The 15,057-nt window shown below is 70.0% G+C and carries 17 protein-coding genes and 1 riboswitch; of the genes, 10 read left to right on the top strand and 7 right to left on the bottom strand.

The window, feature by feature from the left end:
* Positions 1-57 precede the first annotated feature (57 nt).
* The 5 genes from glyA to ribD all read left to right on the top strand — a co-directional run bounded on the left by glyA (position 58) and on the right by ribD (position 3,971).
* Complete coding sequence (gene glyA / locus AC06FD_RS15685) at positions 58-1,311, top strand: serine hydroxymethyltransferase (protein WP_259209298.1); 1,254 nt, start codon at positions 58-60, stop codon at positions 1,309-1,311.
* Between the two features lies 1 nt (position 1,312).
* The gene (locus AC06FD_RS15680; protein WP_259209296.1) at positions 1,313-1,738 is read left to right on the top strand and encodes a hypothetical protein; all 426 of its coding nucleotides are present in this window, start codon (positions 1,313-1,315) and stop codon (positions 1,736-1,738) included.
* Between the two features lie 4 nt (positions 1,739-1,742).
* The gene (locus tag AC06FD_RS15675; RefSeq protein WP_478078300.1) at positions 1,743-2,186 is read left to right on the top strand and encodes a hypothetical protein; all 444 of its coding nucleotides are present in this window, start codon (positions 1,743-1,745) and stop codon (positions 2,184-2,186) included.
* A 107-nt stretch (positions 2,187-2,293) separates the two neighbouring features.
* Positions 2,294-2,815 (top strand): transcriptional regulator NrdR, encoded by a 522-nt coding sequence (nrdR, locus tag AC06FD_RS15670; RefSeq protein WP_259209293.1) that lies wholly within the window; start codon positions 2,294-2,296, stop codon positions 2,813-2,815.
* Positions 2,816-2,888: 73 nt separating this feature from the next.
* Positions 2,889-3,971 carry a bifunctional diaminohydroxyphosphoribosylaminopyrimidine deaminase/5-amino-6-(5-phosphoribosylamino)uracil reductase RibD gene (gene ribD / locus AC06FD_RS15665; protein WP_478078299.1) on the top strand — a complete coding sequence of 361 codons (1,083 nt, stop codon included), beginning with the start codon at positions 2,889-2,891 and terminating at the stop codon, positions 3,969-3,971.
* Between the two features lie 152 nt (positions 3,972-4,123).
* Here ribD and AC06FD_RS15660 read toward each other — a convergent pair whose 3' ends face one another.
* From AC06FD_RS15660 to AC06FD_RS15650, 3 genes are all read right to left on the bottom strand, one after another.
* A complete protein-coding gene (locus AC06FD_RS15660; RefSeq protein ID WP_478078298.1) occupies positions 4,124-4,747 on the bottom strand; it encodes a hypothetical protein in 624 nt (207 codons plus the stop codon).
* Positions 4,748-4,886: 139 nt separating this feature from the next.
* Positions 4,887-5,774: a hypothetical protein gene (locus AC06FD_RS15655; protein WP_478078297.1), complete on the bottom strand. Its 888-nt coding sequence runs from the start codon at positions 5,772-5,774 to the stop codon at positions 4,887-4,889.
* Positions 5,775-5,953: 179 nt separating this feature from the next.
* The gene (locus AC06FD_RS15650) at positions 5,954-6,592 is read right to left on the bottom strand and encodes a hypothetical protein (protein WP_394163850.1); all 639 of its coding nucleotides are present in this window, start codon (positions 6,590-6,592) and stop codon (positions 5,954-5,956) included.
* A 159-nt stretch (positions 6,593-6,751) separates the two neighbouring features.
* Positions 6,752-6,896, top strand: a riboswitch (FMN riboswitch).
* Between the two features lie 75 nt (positions 6,897-6,971).
* Between AC06FD_RS15650 and AC06FD_RS15645 the strand changes: the two genes are divergently transcribed.
* The 5 genes from AC06FD_RS15645 (at position 6,972) to thiL (ending at position 10,982) form a co-directional block, all read left to right on the top strand.
* Positions 6,972-7,595: a riboflavin synthase gene (locus tag AC06FD_RS15645; protein ID WP_259209282.1), complete on the top strand. Its 624-nt coding sequence runs from the start codon at positions 6,972-6,974 to the stop codon at positions 7,593-7,595.
* A complete protein-coding gene (gene ribB / locus AC06FD_RS15640; RefSeq protein ID WP_478078296.1) occupies positions 7,592-8,689 on the top strand; it encodes a 3,4-dihydroxy-2-butanone-4-phosphate synthase in 1,098 nt (365 codons plus the stop codon). The genes AC06FD_RS15645 and ribB overlap by 4 nt, the downstream gene beginning before the upstream one ends.
* Positions 8,690-8,856: 167 nt before the next feature.
* Positions 8,857-9,324 (top strand): 6,7-dimethyl-8-ribityllumazine synthase, encoded by a 468-nt coding sequence (ribH, locus tag AC06FD_RS15635; RefSeq protein WP_259209279.1) that lies wholly within the window; start codon positions 8,857-8,859, stop codon positions 9,322-9,324.
* Positions 9,321-9,800, top strand: coding sequence for a transcription antitermination factor NusB (nusB, locus tag AC06FD_RS15630; RefSeq protein ID WP_259209277.1), 480 nt, complete (start codon positions 9,321-9,323; stop codon positions 9,798-9,800). Before ribH ends, nusB begins: the two co-directional genes overlap by 4 nt.
* A 216-nt stretch (positions 9,801-10,016) precedes the next feature.
* Positions 10,017-10,982 (top strand): thiamine-phosphate kinase, encoded by a 966-nt coding sequence (thiL, locus tag AC06FD_RS15625; protein ID WP_259209275.1) that lies wholly within the window; start codon positions 10,017-10,019, stop codon positions 10,980-10,982.
* 30 nt (positions 10,983-11,012) lie between these two features.
* Here the strand turns inward: thiL and AC06FD_RS15620 are convergent, their stop codons facing one another.
* Genes AC06FD_RS15620 through AC06FD_RS15605 form a run of 4 tightly spaced genes read right to left on the bottom strand, consistent with a single transcriptional unit; the run spans position 11,013 to position 15,045 of the window.
* On the bottom strand, positions 11,013-12,401 hold the full coding sequence (locus AC06FD_RS15620; protein WP_478078295.1) for an FAD-binding oxidoreductase: 1,389 nt from the start codon (positions 12,399-12,401) through the stop codon (positions 11,013-11,015).
* Positions 12,401-12,940 (bottom strand): metal-dependent hydrolase, encoded by a 540-nt coding sequence (locus AC06FD_RS15615; protein WP_259209270.1) that lies wholly within the window; start codon positions 12,938-12,940, stop codon positions 12,401-12,403. Before AC06FD_RS15615 ends, AC06FD_RS15620 begins: the two co-directional genes overlap by 1 nt.
* Before the next feature lie 16 nt (positions 12,941-12,956).
* On the bottom strand, positions 12,957-13,325 hold the full coding sequence (locus AC06FD_RS15610; protein ID WP_259209269.1) for a YraN family protein: 369 nt from the start codon (positions 13,323-13,325) through the stop codon (positions 12,957-12,959).
* Positions 13,326-13,329: 4 nt separating this feature from the next.
* Positions 13,330-15,045, bottom strand: coding sequence for a penicillin-binding protein activator (locus AC06FD_RS15605; RefSeq protein WP_259209265.1), 1,716 nt, complete (start codon positions 15,043-15,045; stop codon positions 13,330-13,332).
* Positions 15,046-15,057: the final 12 nt, after the last annotated feature.

The raw sequence follows: 15,057 nt of genomic DNA, 5'->3' as shown, positions 1-15,057 counted from the left end.
GGTCGTCGGGCTTACAATGAACCGCTTATCGCTTCTCTCACCTGCCTGGAGTAACCGATGTTCCCGCGTGACGTCCGCATCGAAACCTACGATCCCGAACTGGCCAAGGCCATCGCCGCCGAAACCCAGCGCCAGGAAGACCACGTCGAGCTGATCGCCAGCGAGAACTACACCAGCCCGGCGGTGATGGAAGCGCAGGGCAGCCAGCTCACCAACAAATACGCCGAAGGCTATCCGGGCAAGCGCTACTACGGTGGCTGCGAGTACGTGGACATCGCCGAGCAGCTGGCCATCGACCGCCTCAAGCAGCTGTTCGATGCCGACTACGCCAACGTGCAGCCGCACAGCGGTTCGCAGGCCAACCAGGCGGTGTACTTCGCGCTGCTGCAGCCGGGCGACACCATCCTGGGCATGTCGCTGGCCCACGGCGGGCACCTCACCCACGGCGCCAAGGTCAATGCGTCGGGCAAGCTGTTCAACGCCGTGCAGTACGGCGTGGACGAGGCCGGCCTGATCGACTATGACGAAGTCGAGCGCCTGGCCGTCGAGCACAAGCCGAAGATGGTCGTCGCCGGCTTCTCTGCCTACTCGCAGGTGGTGGACTGGGCGCGCTTCCGCGCCATCGCCGACAAGGTCGGTGCCTACCTGTTCGTGGACATGGCCCACGTCGCCGGCCTGGTCGCGGCCGGCGTCTACCCGAGCCCGCTGCCGCACGCCCACGTGGTCACCTCGACCACCCACAAGACCCTGCGCGGCCCGCGCGGCGGCATCATCATCGCCAAGGGCGCCAGCGAAGAACTGCAGAAGAAGCTGCAGTCCATCGTGTTCCCGGGCATCCAGGGCGGCCCGCTGATGCACGTCATCGCCGGCAAGGCCGTGGCGTTCAAGGAAGCGCTGGAGCCGGGCTTCAAGGCCTACCAGCAGCAGGTGGTCAAGAATGCCCAGGCGATGGCCGACACCCTGATCGCGCGCGGCTACAAGATCGTCTCCGGCGGCACCCGCAACCACCTGATGCTGGTCGACATGATCGGCAAGGACGTGTCCGGCAAGGACGCGGAAGCCGCGCTCGGCCAGGCCCACATCACCGTCAACAAGAACTCGGTGCCCAACGACCCGCGCTCGCCGTTCGTGACCTCGGGCCTGCGCCTGGGCACCCCGGCGGTGACCACCCGCGGCTACCTCGAGCAGGACTGCGTGGACCTGGCCAACTGGATCGCCGACGTGCTCGACGCCCCGGCCGATGAGGCCGTGATCGCCCGCGTCCGCGAGGCGGTCAGCGCGCAGTGCCGCAAGTACCCGGTTTACGGCTGACATGGACGAGGGCCGGCAACGGCGTACCTACGCCGTGCTGGCCCTGGTCACCGGCATCCTCGGGATGGCCGGGGGCGGCACCCTGGCGGTGATCGGGGTGTGGGTCGCCTTCGTTGAGCCGGCCTACCTGGACCGCGCCTCCCGGTTGTTGCTGGGCGGCTGGGGGGCGGCCGGCCTGATCGGGATCGCGGGCTGGCTGTGGTTGAGTGGCTGTTATCTGCGTCACGGCCGCGACGGGCTGCGCGCGAGTGGCCGCTGGGCGTGGGCCGCGCTGTGGCTGGGGATGCTGGCGTCGGTGCCGGTGGTGGGGATGGCGGTCTGGCACGCCACCGAGAGCCCGCTGGGGCTGGTCCTGCTGCTGGCCGGGCCGCCGATGGCGTTGCCCGCCGCCCGGCTGGTGCAACTGCGTCGGACCCGGGGCAGCTGAGCGGATGGTGCCGCCACACCGGCAGCAGCGCGCGCTGCTGCTGCACCTGGGGTTGGTTGGCGTCCCGCATGCCGTGGCGGTCGCGGTGGGGGTCGGGCTGTGTCTGCGCGACGTGCTGCATCAGTATGGTGGGCCGGGCGATGTGCCTGGCTGGGCGATGGCCTGGTTCGCCAGCGTCGGCCTCATCGTTGTTGCGTGGTCCGCGCTGGCCCTGCGCTGGTGGCGCGGGGGTGCCGAGGCGCTGCGGGCGTGCCCGGCGGGATGGGCCGGCCTGCGGGTCGGCATCGTGGCGACAGCCGCGACCTGGCTGGGCCTGTTGCAGGCGCTGTTCCCCGTGGAGGTCGCCGGGGCGCCCCAGCGGGCGGTTGCCCTGATCCTGCTGCTGCCCGGCATTCCGCTGCTCTCCTGCGCGGCGCACCTGGTCTGGCTGCGTCGGCGGGCCGCCTAGGCGGGGCTGGCCTTCGGCCCTGCCATTTGCTGTAGCCGGTCCCTCTCAGGTACCGTTGCGACGCTGCCGTGACCACGGCACGACGTTTTCCTGATGCAAGGCGTTCCATGTACTGTCCGTTCTGCCAGCATGCCGATACCCGTGTGATCGATTCGCGCGTCTCTGAAGACGGGGCGACGATCCGGCGTCGGCGTGAGTGCGAGGCCTGCAACGAACGCTTCAGCACGCTGGAAACGATCGAACTCAAGCTGCCCGCCATCGTCAAGAGCGACGGCAGTCGTGAAGCATTCGATTCGCGCAAGGTCCGCAGCGGCTTCGACCGCGCGCTGCAGAAGCGCCCGGTGCCCGAAGACAAGATCGAGCTGGCGGTGCGCGCGGTGATGCAGCAGGCGCGGATCTGCGGCGAACGTGAAATCCCCTCGATCAAGGTCGGCGAGTTCGTGATGAACGAACTGCGCAAGCTCGACCATGTCGGCTACGTGCGCTTCGCCTCGGTCTATCGCAGCTTCGAAGACGTGGCCGATTTCCGCGAAGAGATCGAAAAGCTGGAGCGCGAACTGCCCTCCAGCACCGAACAGCTGCAACTGCTGGGCGACGTGATCGCGCTGACCAAGAAGAAAAAGGGCTGAACCCGGCCGCGTCGCGGCCACCCTTGCCGGGCTACCATCTGCGCTGCATGCCTGCCGCCGGATTCCCGTTGCCATGACCGACTTCTCCGCCCTCGACCACCTGCACATGGCGCACGCGCTGCGCCTGGCCGAACGCGCGGCGTACACCGCACGGCCCAATCCGATGGTCGGTTGCGTGATCGCCCAGGGCCAGGAGGTGGTGGGCGAGGGCTGGCACCAGCGCACCGGCGGGCCGCATGCGGAGGTGTTCGCGCTGCGCCAGGCCGGCGCGCGCGCGCGCGGCGCCACCGCCTACGTCACCCTGGAACCCTGCGCGCACCATGGCCGCACCCCGCCGTGCGCGCTGGCGCTGATCGAGGCCGGCGTGGGTCGCGTGGTCGCGGCGATGCGCGATCCGTTCCCGAAGGTGGATGGCGGCGGCTTCGTGCTGCTGCGCGAGGCCGGCATCGCGGTGGGGGAAGGACTGATGGGAGCGCAGGCGCGCGAACTCAACCGCGGCTTCCTGTCGCGCATCGAGCGCGGCCGGCCGTGGCTGCGGGTCAAGCTCGCCGCCAGCCTGGACGGCCGCACCGCGATGGCCGATGGCCGCTCCAAATGGATCACCGGCGCGGCCGCGCGCGAGGACGTGCAGCACTGGCGTGCGCGTGCCGGCGCGATCCTGACCGGCGCCGACACGGTGCTGGCCGACGACCCGATGCTGACCGTGCGTTTGCCCGACACCGAGGTGCTGCCGCCGCTGCGCGTGGTGCTCGATACGCGGTTGCGCTCGCTGGAGTGCGCGCGCGTGCGCGAAGGCGGGGCCCCGACGTTGTACGTGCACGATGCGTCGGTGAGCCCGCCGGACGCGGCCGACGCCGAGTTTGCCAGCGTGCCCAGCCAGGACGGCCGCCTGGACCTGGGCGCGGTGCTGCGCCTGCTCGCCGAGCGTGGCATCAATGAGGTGCACACCGAAACCGGCGCTACCCTGGCCGGCGCGCTGCTGGCCGGTGGCTGGGTCGATGAGCTGCTGCTCTACCAGGCGCCCACGGTGCTCGGCGAGCATGGCCTGCCGCTGCTGTCCGGGCTGGGCATCCATGCGATGGACCAGCAGCGCCGTCTGCGCGTGGTCGACCAGCGTCAGGTCGGCGAGGACCTGCGGCTGCTGCTGCGGCCCTAGGCCGCGCCATTCATAAGCATTGAAATCCCCCGTCGCGGCGATCACGAGCCGTTGGACCTCGTTGTTGCAGTAGTCCAACGTCTGCTGTTCGTTCACATCCCGGACCAGCTCCTGGGCCCTCTTTTCCGTGCCCCATCAACGTCCCGGTGATGTTAGTCGCCCGGCCCTTCGTGGCCGTCCCGGCCCGCGTCCGACGCGATCCGTCGATCCCACTCGGCGAACGGCAGCAGGCCGAACAGTACGGTGCGGTAGAGGTGTTCGGCACGCGCGGCATGGACATCGCCATGACGGAACGACGACCAGCCGACGGCCGTGGAGAGATGGGCCACCGCGGTGTCGCCGCGCAGGCGTGCGGCGAACGTCGCAAAAAAAGCATCGCTCAGGGCGTCGCGGTCTGCATCATCCCCAGTGCGCATCGCGCGGTAGGCGGCGAAGGCCGGTTCGACATCCGGAACCATGCACGCAAGCGTGTACTGCGCGATCTCGGGACTGCCCAACGGCACGACGTCGCGTGCCGTACAGGTGACCCGTGGCAGCCGGATCCGGAGCGCCTCGGACAGCTCCTGCATCACTGCCCGGGACGGTGGCTGGATGCCCTCGCGGGTCAGCCATGCGGGAAGATCATCGATGACATCGTCCCAATCGAGGGTGCCCTCGGGCACGGCATCCTGGCTGACCGCCAACAGCGTCGCCCGTGCGTCGTTGTCGTCCTGGAGCAGTACCCGGGCCTGCAGGGTGTACTCGACCTCGGGTGACACCGCAGGGTGGGCGACCACCGTTGACGCATGCAACAGGACCGGGAACAGAGAGCGATACATGCGAGCAGGCCCGAACGTGAGTGATCGGACATTCTCCCGTTCCCGGGGTGGCGTTGAAATGCAATCGGTTGCAGATCGCGCAGCCGGTGCGCGCCCTTCACCGGCAGTCGTCGTCCCACATCGCTTCGGCCATCGAGCGCAGTGCCTTGCATTCCTGTGTCATCGCCGCCGGCGTCGAGGTCGCGGCCTTGGCCTTCAGCTCGTCGGCCATCGCCTCCACGCCCGGCAGCTGGTCCGGCGCGGTATTGGCGATGCACTGGCGGTGCTGCAGCAGCAGGAGATCGCAGGCCGGCACGCCGGTGACCTTGGGCGCCGCGTCGGCCAGGGCGTCCTGGCGCCACGCGTTGAACGGCAACACTGCGTCCACGACCGGCGACACCAGTGCGTCCAGATTGCCGCTGTACCAGTAGCCGTTGTCCTTGGCCGGATGCAGATCCAGGCGCCCGCTCAATTCACGTCGCGGCGCATCGCGCAGGGCGAGCAGGTAGGCGTCGGTGAAGCGCTTGAGGTTCTCGGCCGAATCATCGCGCAGCCCTGCGCTGAACAAGGGACGCAGCGCGTCCAGCACCGTGACCTGGCAGGTGAAGCTGACGCTGGCGATCTTTGCATCGTCCACGTACGTATTGTCCCGGACCTTGGCATGGGTGGCGCGACAGCGCGTCTGGCGCAGGTTGGCCGCCATCAGCGCTGGTACCGCGGCGCTGTCCCTGGCGCCGCCCGCCTGTTTCGCCAACAGTGATTGCAACGGCGCGGCCATCGCGCCGGCCAGTTCGCCGTGGGCCGGCGTGACCGCATCCTTGCCGTCGAACGCGGGGCGCAGCGCATCATTGAGCGTGCGCGCCGCGCCGGCGTCGTCTTCGAGCAGAACGCGCGCGTAGAGGTCGAAGGTCTGTTCGGGAGTGAGCCCCGCCGCCGGCGCGGCGGTGGCGAGCAGCGGCGCGCACAGCAGGAGAGGGAGGGCGAGCAGCCGGGAGGTCGTCATCATGTTCAGCGTCCACTGCGAAGGGGGCGAAGCCTAACGCGTTTCCCGGCAGCCGCGCCTGGCGAAGGGCAGTCAGGTGCGCGGCCCGCACGACTCCCCTCCATTGGGAGAGCAACCCAAAAAAAACGGGCCCCTTTCGGGGCCCGTTCGATCATGGCGCGGCGGAAGCCGTCGCTGCCCGATCAGAAACTCGCGCGCACGCCCACCGAGAACTGGGTGACGTCGTCGTACGCCTGCACTTCACCGACCAGGCCCCAGGCCTGGGTGAAGTTGACCTGGCCGCCGAGGGTGCCGACCCAGGTGCCGTCCATGTCGCTGCCGTCGATGTAGCCGGCCTTCAGCCAGGCTTCGGTACGGGCCGAGGGCTTGCCACGAATGCCCAGGGTGGCGCGACCGGCGTTGGTGTGGTCCTTCAGGCGATCCACTTCCTCGCCGTCGTAGGACAGCTTGGCTTCGTTGTTGATGCGCAGCCACGCGATGTCGGTGGTGAAGTCCAGGCGGTCGGTCAGCGGCATGTGGTAGCCGATGCCCAGCTCCGGCTGGCGCAGCTCCTGCTTCAGTCGGCCGTTGTAGCCGTAGTAGTCCCAGGTGTAGGTCTTGGAGACCATGCTGTAGCCACCGAAGACGTACACCTGTTCGGCGATGGCGAACGAGCCGCGCAGGTAGCCGCCGTCCAGCTTCGGCTTGGAGTCGGCGCCGTTGCGGTCCAGCTGCAGCTGGGTCCAGCCGCCTTCCACGAAGGTGTAGCTCATGGTTTCAGCGGCGGAGGCCGCGAACGGAGTGGTCGCCAGCAGGGCGGCGGCCAGGAGAATCTTGCGCATGCAGGTTCCTTTGATGACGTTGAGGTCCATTTCAGCCAGCCCTTCGTGGGCGGCAGGGGCGGCGATCACTGCCGCGCGGGCAGATTTTAACCATATCTTCACAAAAAGCGAGCAGTCAGCTTCGCTTGCTACAATGGCCAGGCCGGTTCGCCGGTACACAAACGTCTTCAGGGCGGGGTGCGATTCCCCACCGGCGGTAGGTGCGCAAGCACGAGCCCGCGAGCGCTTCCGGTTCCGCCGGAAGGTCAGCAGATCCGGTCCGATGCCGGAGCCGACGGTATAGTCCGGATGAAAGAAGACGGTGCGACCAGGCCTTCGGCCTGGTGCGTGCCTATATGCCTTGCGGCGTTTTTCGCTCACTTTCCGCGGAGAACGTTCCTTGTTTACTGGAATCATCGAAGGCGTCGGCCACCTGGCCGCACGCGAGACCCTGGGCGGCGATGTCCGCTTCACCTTCCATGTCGGGAGCCTGCCGTTCGAGAACGTGCAGATGGGCGAGAGCATCGCCATCAACGGGGTCTGCCTGACCGTCATTGCCCACGACGCCACCACCTTCCAGGCCGACGCCTCCACCGAGACGCTCGGGCTGACCACGCTCGGCCAGCTGACCGATGGCGCAGTGATCAACCTGGAGCGCGCGATGCGCCCGACCGACCGCCTCGGCGGCCACCTGGTCAGCGGCCATGTCGATGGCCTCGGCCAGGTCCTGTCCATCCATGACGACGCCCGCGCCCAGCGCTGGCGCTTCGCCGCGCCGGCCGCGCTGCTGCGCTACATCGCCAGGAAGGGCTCGATCTGCGTGGACGGGGTCAGCCTGACCGTGAACGAGGTCGACGACCAGGGCTTCGAGGTCGCGCTGATTCCGCACACCGTCGCCCACACCGCCTTCGCCGCCACCGGCGTGGGCAGTGCGGTCAACCTGGAAATCGATCTGGTCGCCCGCTACGTCGAACGGCTGATCGCCGTGCCGGCGCATGGTCCGCAGCAGGGAGCCACCGCATGAACTTCGCCTCCATCCCCGAGATCCTCGAGGACATCCGCCTCGGCCGCATGGTCGTCGTCGTCGATGACGAAGACCGCGAGAACGAAGGCGACCTGATCATGGCCGCCGAGCTGGTCAAGCCGTCGGACATCAACTTCATGGTCACCCACGGCCGTGGCCTGGTGTGCCTGCCGCTGACCCGCGAGCGCGCCGCCGACCTGGGCCTGGCGCCGATGGTCCAGGCCAACACGGCGCAGTTCCAGACCAACTTCACCGTCAGCATCGAGGCCGCCGAGGGCGTCACCACCGGCATCTCGGCCTACGACCGCGCGCACACCATCCGCACTGCGGTGAAGCCGGACGCCAGGCCGGCCGACCTGCACCAGCCGGGCCACATCTTCCCGCTGATCGCCCAGCCGGGCGGGGTGCTGACCCGTGCCGGGCATACCGAGGCCGGGGTCGACCTGGCGATGCTGGCCGGGCTGGAGCCGGCCGGCGTGCTGGTGGAGATCCTCAACCCGGACGGCAGCATGGCGCGCCGCCCCGAGCTGGAAGTCTTCGCCCGCGAGCACGGACTGAAGATCGGTTCGATCGCCGACCTGATCGCGTATCGCCTGGCCACCGAGAAGACCGTCGAACGCGTGGACGAACGCGACATCGACACCGAGTTCGGCCCGTTCAAGCTGGTCACCTATCGCGACCGGATCGCCCACGACCTGCATTTCGCCCTGGTCCGTGGCACCCCGGATGCCGAGCCGACCCTGGTCCGGGTGCAGGTGGAAAACCCGCTGGCCGACCTGCTGCACTGGCGCCGCGATGATTTTGGCGTGGCCTCCACCGATGCCCTGCGCGCGATCGCCGCCGCCGGGCGTGGCGTGATGGTGGTGCTGTCGGCCCCGCGCGACAGCAACAGCCTGCTGGCCCGCCTGCGCCAGCAGCCGGCGCCGGTCACCCCCGGCAAGGACAAGGACGTGAGCCAGTGGCGCCGCAACGGAGCCGGGGCGCAGATCCTGTCCGACCTGGGCCTGGGCAAGCTGCGCGTGCTGGGCACCCCGCGCCGGCAGGTCGGCCTGGCCGGCTATGGCCTGGAAGTGGTCGAGACGGTCACGCCCTGAGCCGGGTGGACCCGGGCCCGTTCCGCCGGCCGTGCCCGGCTGGACGGCCCGGCCTGACGCGCCCCTGCCCGGGCGCACGGCGATGCGGTGGCCGAATTGGCGACCGCTGAGCCTCTGGCGCGCCCGTGCGCGGTAAACTAATCAACCTTTTGGACCCCACGCCGAACATGAGCCACTACGAAGGCGACCTCCGTACCCCGGAAAAGGGCCGTTTCGCCATCCTCGCCAGCCGCTGGAACGCCCGCATCACCGATGTCCTGGTGGCCGGGGCGCGCGCCAGCCTGGCCGGCAACGGCATCGATGAAGCATCCATCGACGTGATCCGCGTGCCCGGCGCGTGGGAACTGCCACTGGTGGCCGCCCGCCTGGCCGCCGCGCACGAGCATGCGGCGATCATCGCCCTGGGCTGCGTGATCCGTGGCGATACCCGCCATTACGAACACGTGGCCGATGGCTGCGCCGAGGGCCTGATGCGCGTGCAGCTGGACTTCGGCGTGCCGGTGCTCAACGGCGTGCTGGCGGTGGAAAACGCCGAGGATGCCGAGGCACGCGCCGGTGGCAGCCATGGCAACAAGGGTGAGGAAGCCGCACTGACGGCGTTGGAAATGGTCAATCTTCTGGAGCAGTTGCCGTGAACAAGTCAAACCCGGGCAAGCCGTCCGGCAAGCCGGTCCGCCGTGATGGCATCGACCCGGTGCTGCGCTCGCGTGCGCGCCGTCGTGCCCTGCAGGCGATCTATGCCTGGCAGATCTCCGGTGGCAACGCGCAGTCGGTGATCGCCCAGTTCGCCCACGAACAGGCCCGCGAAATCGCCGACCTGGCCTACTTCGAAGCGCTGGTGCATGGCGTGCTGGACAACCGCAAGGACCTGGACGAGGCACTGACCCCGTACCTGGACCGCGGCATCGAAGAGGTGGATGCGATCGAGCGTGCCGCGCTGCGCGTGGCCGCCTACGAAATGCGCTACCGCATGGACGTGCCGTACCGCGTGGTGATCAACGAAGCCATCGAATCGGCCAAACGCTTCGGCTCCGAACACGGCCACACCTACGTCAACGGCGTGCTCGATCGCGCGGCCGTGGAATGGCGCAAGGTCGAAAGCGGCCACTGAGCCGGTCGAGTGTCCGCCGGCGGCTGATCCCGCCGCTGCGCGTCCCTGGCGCCGACCGCTGGTCGGCTGACCGCGCAAAGCGCGGTCCGTCGCAGCCGGGATGATCTCCGGTTTCATGGCAGCCGACCCACGGTCGGCGCTACACCCCAACGGTCTTGCCGGATCCGACCCACGGTCGGGCCCCACTCGGCGGATGTTCCGCTGCCGGAGTTGCCGATGTCCCTCGCCGAATTCGCCTTGATCGACCGCATCCGCGCCCGTACCGCCGAACGCGAGGACGTGCTGCTCGGCATCGGTGACGACGCCGCATTGCTGCAGCCGCGTCCCAATGAACACCTGGTGGTCACCGCCGATACGCTCAACGGCGGCGTGCATTTTCCGGACGACACCGCGCCGTTCGATATCGGCTGGAAGACCCTGGCGGTCAACCTGTCCGACCTGGCGGCGATGGGCGCGCGCCCGGCCTGGTGCACGCTGGCGATGTCCCTGCCCGATGCCTCCCCGGACTGGATCGAATCCTTCGCCGACGGCTTCTTCGCGCTGGCCGACGAACACGCCATCGCGCTGGTCGGCGGCGACACCACGCGTGGCCCACTGTCGCTCTCGGTCACCGCGATGGGGCAGGTCGCGCGTGGCCAGGCGCTGCGCCGCGACCGTGCCCAGGTGGGTGACGACATCTGGGTCAGCGGCACGCTGGGCGATGCCGCCGGCGCGCTGCAGTTGTGGCAACGCGGTGAGTTGAACGTCGCCACCGCGACGCTGCTGGCCGACTACGAAGCGCTGCGCCTGCGCCTGCTGCGCCCGATCCCGCGGGTCACGCTGGGCCTGCGCCTGCGCGCCTTCGCGCACGCGGCCGTGGATATCTCCGATGGCCTGTTGGCCGATCTTGGCCACATCGCCGCGCGCAGTGGCGTCGGCGCCGAGGTGGACGCCGACGCGTTGCCGCTGTCGGCCGCGCTGCGTGGCGTGCTCGGCCGCGATGCCGCGCGCGACTGTGCGCTGCGCGGCGGCGATGACTACGAGCTGTGTTTCACCGCTGCCGCCGACCAGCGCGACGCGCTGCACGCGCTGGCCGAATCGCTGCGCCTGCCACTCACCCGCATCGGCCGCATCGTGGACGGGCAGGGCGTGCAGTGCGAGGGCGAGCGCGGCCCGGGCGGCTACCAGCATTTCGCCGACTGAGCATCGCCGGGCTCGGCGAGGCCCGCGGCATCAGGCGGCCGGCGGCAGCACCTTGCCCGGGTTGAGGATGCCGTCCGGGTCCAGCGCCCGCTTGATCGCATGCATCGCCGCCAGCGTGGCCGGGTTGAAGGCCTGCGCCATGAAATCGCGCTTGGCCAGGCCGATCCCATGCTCGCCCGACAGCGTGCCGCCCAGCGCCAGGGTCAAGGCGAAGATCTTCGGCAGCGCCGCATGCGCGCGTGCGTTCTCGGCGGCATCGTCGGGGTGGTAGAGGATGTTGACGTGCAGGTTGCCGTTGCCGGCATGGCCGAAGGTGACGATGACCAGGTCATGCTCGCGCGCCAGCGCCTGCACCCCCGCCACCAGTGCGGGGATGCGTGAGACCGGGACCACCACGTCTTCGTTGATCTTGCCCGGCGCGATGCTGCGCAGCGCCGGCGACAGCGCCTTGCGCGCGGCCCAGAGCTTCTCGCGTGCGGCACCCTCCATGGCCACGTCCAGTGCGAGCATGCCATCGCCCTCGGCCGCGTTGGCCAGCGCCTGCAGCAGGTAGGGCAGGGTGTCGTGGTCGCCGTCGGCCTCCACCAGCAGCATCGCGCCGGCCTCGGGCACTTCGGCGCCATTGCGGCGCAGCAGCTGCAGGCTGCGCGCATCCATGAATTCCAGCCGCGTGGGCACCACCGGTTGCGCCATCAGCCGCGATACCGCCGCGGCGGCCGCATCGGCGTCGCGGTACAGCACACGCAGGCCAGCCTGCGCCACCGGCAGCGGGGTGAGTTTGAGCGTGGCTTCCACGATCAGGGCCAGCGTGCCTTCACTGCCCACCAGCAGGTGGGTGAGGTCGTAGCCGGTGGCATCCTTGGTATAGGCGCCGCCGCACTGGATCAGCTCGCCGGCGCCGGTGACCGCGACCAGGCCGAGCACGTTGTCGCGGCTGGTGCCGTACTTCACCGCGCGCGGGCCGCCGGCATTGCAGGCCAGGTTGCCGCCGATGCTGCAGATGTCCGCGCTGGACGGGTCCGGTGCCCAGAACAGGCCATGCGGTGCCAGGGCATGCTGCAGGTCGCCGTTGAGCACGCCCGGCTCGACCACCGCGCAGCGGTTGCCGGGCTGGATGTCGAGGATGCGTGCCATCCGCGCGAAGGACAGCACGATGCTGCCGTTGACCGGCACCGCTGCGCCGGTGGTGCCGGTGCCGGCACCGCGTGCCACCAGGGCGACGCGATGGTCGCGGCAGGCCCGCACCAACGCCACCACCTGGCCGCGGTCGCGCGGGAACGCCACGCCCAGCGGCACCTGCTGGCGCCACGAGTTGTCTTGCGCGGCGGCGGCGAGGGCGCTGTCATCGGTGCGCCAGCCGTCCTCGCCCAACAGCGCGTGCACGGTGGACAGGAAGGCGGCGGGCAGGTCGGTATGCATCAGGGCGTCCGGGGAGTGGCAGGGGCGCGTTGGATCAACTTCCAGCCGACCACGGCGGCGGCCAGTGGCAGCCATACCCAACGCAGCTCGGAGAAAACGGTGGCCAGGCCGCGCGCGCTGAAGAACTGGCCGGCAAACGGCGAGACGCGGATCGGGCGCCACGGGGCGAACAGGCGCTCGCCGCTCCACGGCCACCACAACGCCACGCCGAGGCCGCCGGAGGTGAAGGCATCCAGCAGCGGATGCGACAGCGCACTGAGGCCTACGAAGGCGGCCGCCTGCACCGCGCCGGCACGCAGGCGTGCATGCAGCAGCGCGGCGAGCAGGGCCAGCAAGGCGGCGAACAGCAGCGAGTGGCTGGCGCCGCGATGGCCGAAGCTGTCGGCATAGGGAATGTGCAGGGCGAAGGCCAGCACGTCGGCATCGGGCAGCATCGCCGCGACGACGCCGGCGGCCAGCAGCGGCGTGGAGACGCGCCCGCGATCGGACGCGCACCACAGCGCCAGCGGGATCGCGGCGTGGGTGAACACACTGGGCATCAGGAAACGCTCGCCATCAACAATCCTCCAGCCGGAAGGCATCGCGCAGCCAGTTCAACCGCGGCGGCTCGCCGCTGGCCTCGATCACGTCGAACCGGCACGGTCGGTCGGCCAGCGCCGGGTGCGCCATCAGGAACAGCTGCGCGGCCAGCAACAGTTTGCGCCGCTTGCGCAGGTCCACCGAGGCGGCGCCGCCGCCGAAGCCGGCGCTGGCGCGGTAGCGCACTTCGACAAAGACAGTGGTGTCGCCGTCGCGCATGACCAGGTCCAGCTCGCCGCCGCGATACCGGGCATTGCGGGTGACCGGCGTCAGCCCGGCGCTGCACAGGTAGGCCTGCGCGGCGGCTTCCACCGCCGCGCCACGCTGCGCCCGCGCGGTTGGCACCGGCTTAGTTGGCGATCGGCATCGGCCGGCCGCCGCTGAAGGTCGACCAGGCCGGGACGCGCAGCACGTTGCCATTGCTGTCCAGGAACAGGGTGCCGGTGGCACCGTCGAGGCCGCCCTCATTGGCCATCTTGTCCAGGTAGGCGCTGATCTTCCACGCATCGAAACCGAACGCGAACAGGCGCCCGGCCGCGCCGCGCGCGTTGGGCAGGATCTGCCCGGCGGTGCTGGCCGACGGCAGGCCGGCGACGCTGCGCACGTTCCATGCTTCGTTGGGATAGACGATGCCGTCCAGCGCCATGTCGTCCTCGACCTTGCCCGCCCCGATGGTCAGCTGCGAGGTGCCCACGCGGGTGGCGCCACCGGCGCCGGCGAGCGCCAACTGCGGCGCCAGCGCGCGTGCCTGCGGGGCCTTCACCGCCAGCAGCACGCCCTCCACGGTACCGGCAGCGCGGACCTGCGCGCCGATGTCGCCGACCGCTTCGTTCACGCCGATGGTGGCCACCACCTGGCCGCCGCGCTGGGTGAAGCGCTCGCGGAACGCGGCGGCGGCACGGCGGCCGTTGTCGTCATTGCTGTGCACCACCAGCACCTTGGTGCGCTCGCGGCCACGCAGGTATTCGGCGGCGATGATGCCGTCGTCTTCCGGAGCCAGCGAGAAACCGGCGCTCCCGGCGGGCGGGCTGCTCTTGCCCCGGTTGAGGGCCAACACCGGCACCGGCAGCTGGGCACGGCCGAACACCGCATCCACTTCGTCGCGGCCGAGCGGGCCGACGATGAAGTCCACGCCGGCACCCACGGCCTTGTCATAGGCGGCCACCGCACCGGCGGCGGTGCCGGCGGTGTCGATGAACTGGATGTCCGGGCGCTGGCGGCTTTCACCGTAGTAGCCGCTGAGCAGGCCGTCGCGGACCGGCTGCGCGGCCGTGGCCAGGCGACCGCTCAGCGGCAGCAGCACGGCCATCTTGACCGGCGGGCGGTAGCCGTCGCGGGCGGCCGGCGGGCGCTTGCTGGTATCGAACTGGGTGGCCTGTTCGCGATCGAACGGGCGCGGCAGCGGCAGGCCGCGGGCGATCAGCGCACGCCCGGCGAAGTTGTACAGCGGCTCGTTGGCCGGCAACGCGGCGGCGCGGCTGCGCAGGGTGGCGTCGTCGAGGCTGCCCAGCAGGCTGGCGATGGTCTGCTGGTTGTCGCTGCGCGCCTTGCCGGTCAGCGCGGCGTGCGCGCGCGCGCGCTCCTGCGCGGCGCCGACGATGTCGCCGTTGGCGGCCAGCGCATCGGCGCGGGCGAGCTGCCAGCGCGTGCGCAGCTGCGGCGCGACGGTGTCGGCCGACTCCTTCAGCGCGGCCAGCGCCTGTGCCGGCTGCTTGTCGGCCAGTGCCAGTTCGGCGGTGGTCAGGTGGAAGCGCTGCTGGCTGGCGCCGCTGAGCTGGCGTGCGGTGACCTGCGCCAGCAGGCTGCGGGCGCGCGCGTTGTCGCCTGCTTCATGCCAGGCGAAGGCGGCATCGGCCAGCGCGGCGGCGCGCGCGCTGCCCTTGAGCGTGTTGGCCACCGCTTCCAGCTGCACGGCGGCATCGCGTGGCTTGCCTTGATCGATCAATGCCAGCGCCTGGGCCTGGGCCGGCGATTCGGGCGCGCTGGTCAGGCTCGTCGTGGCGCAGCCGGCCATCAGCAGCAGCGACAACGACAGGGCGGAGATCCGTGCGACGGGCTTGTTCATGATCAGGTCCAT

The sequence above is a fragment of the Stenotrophomonas sp. Steno-Z1 genome (assembly GCF_056393175.1).
Note: the sequence above shows the minus strand (reverse complement) of the source record. Positions and strands in the feature narration are given on the sequence as shown.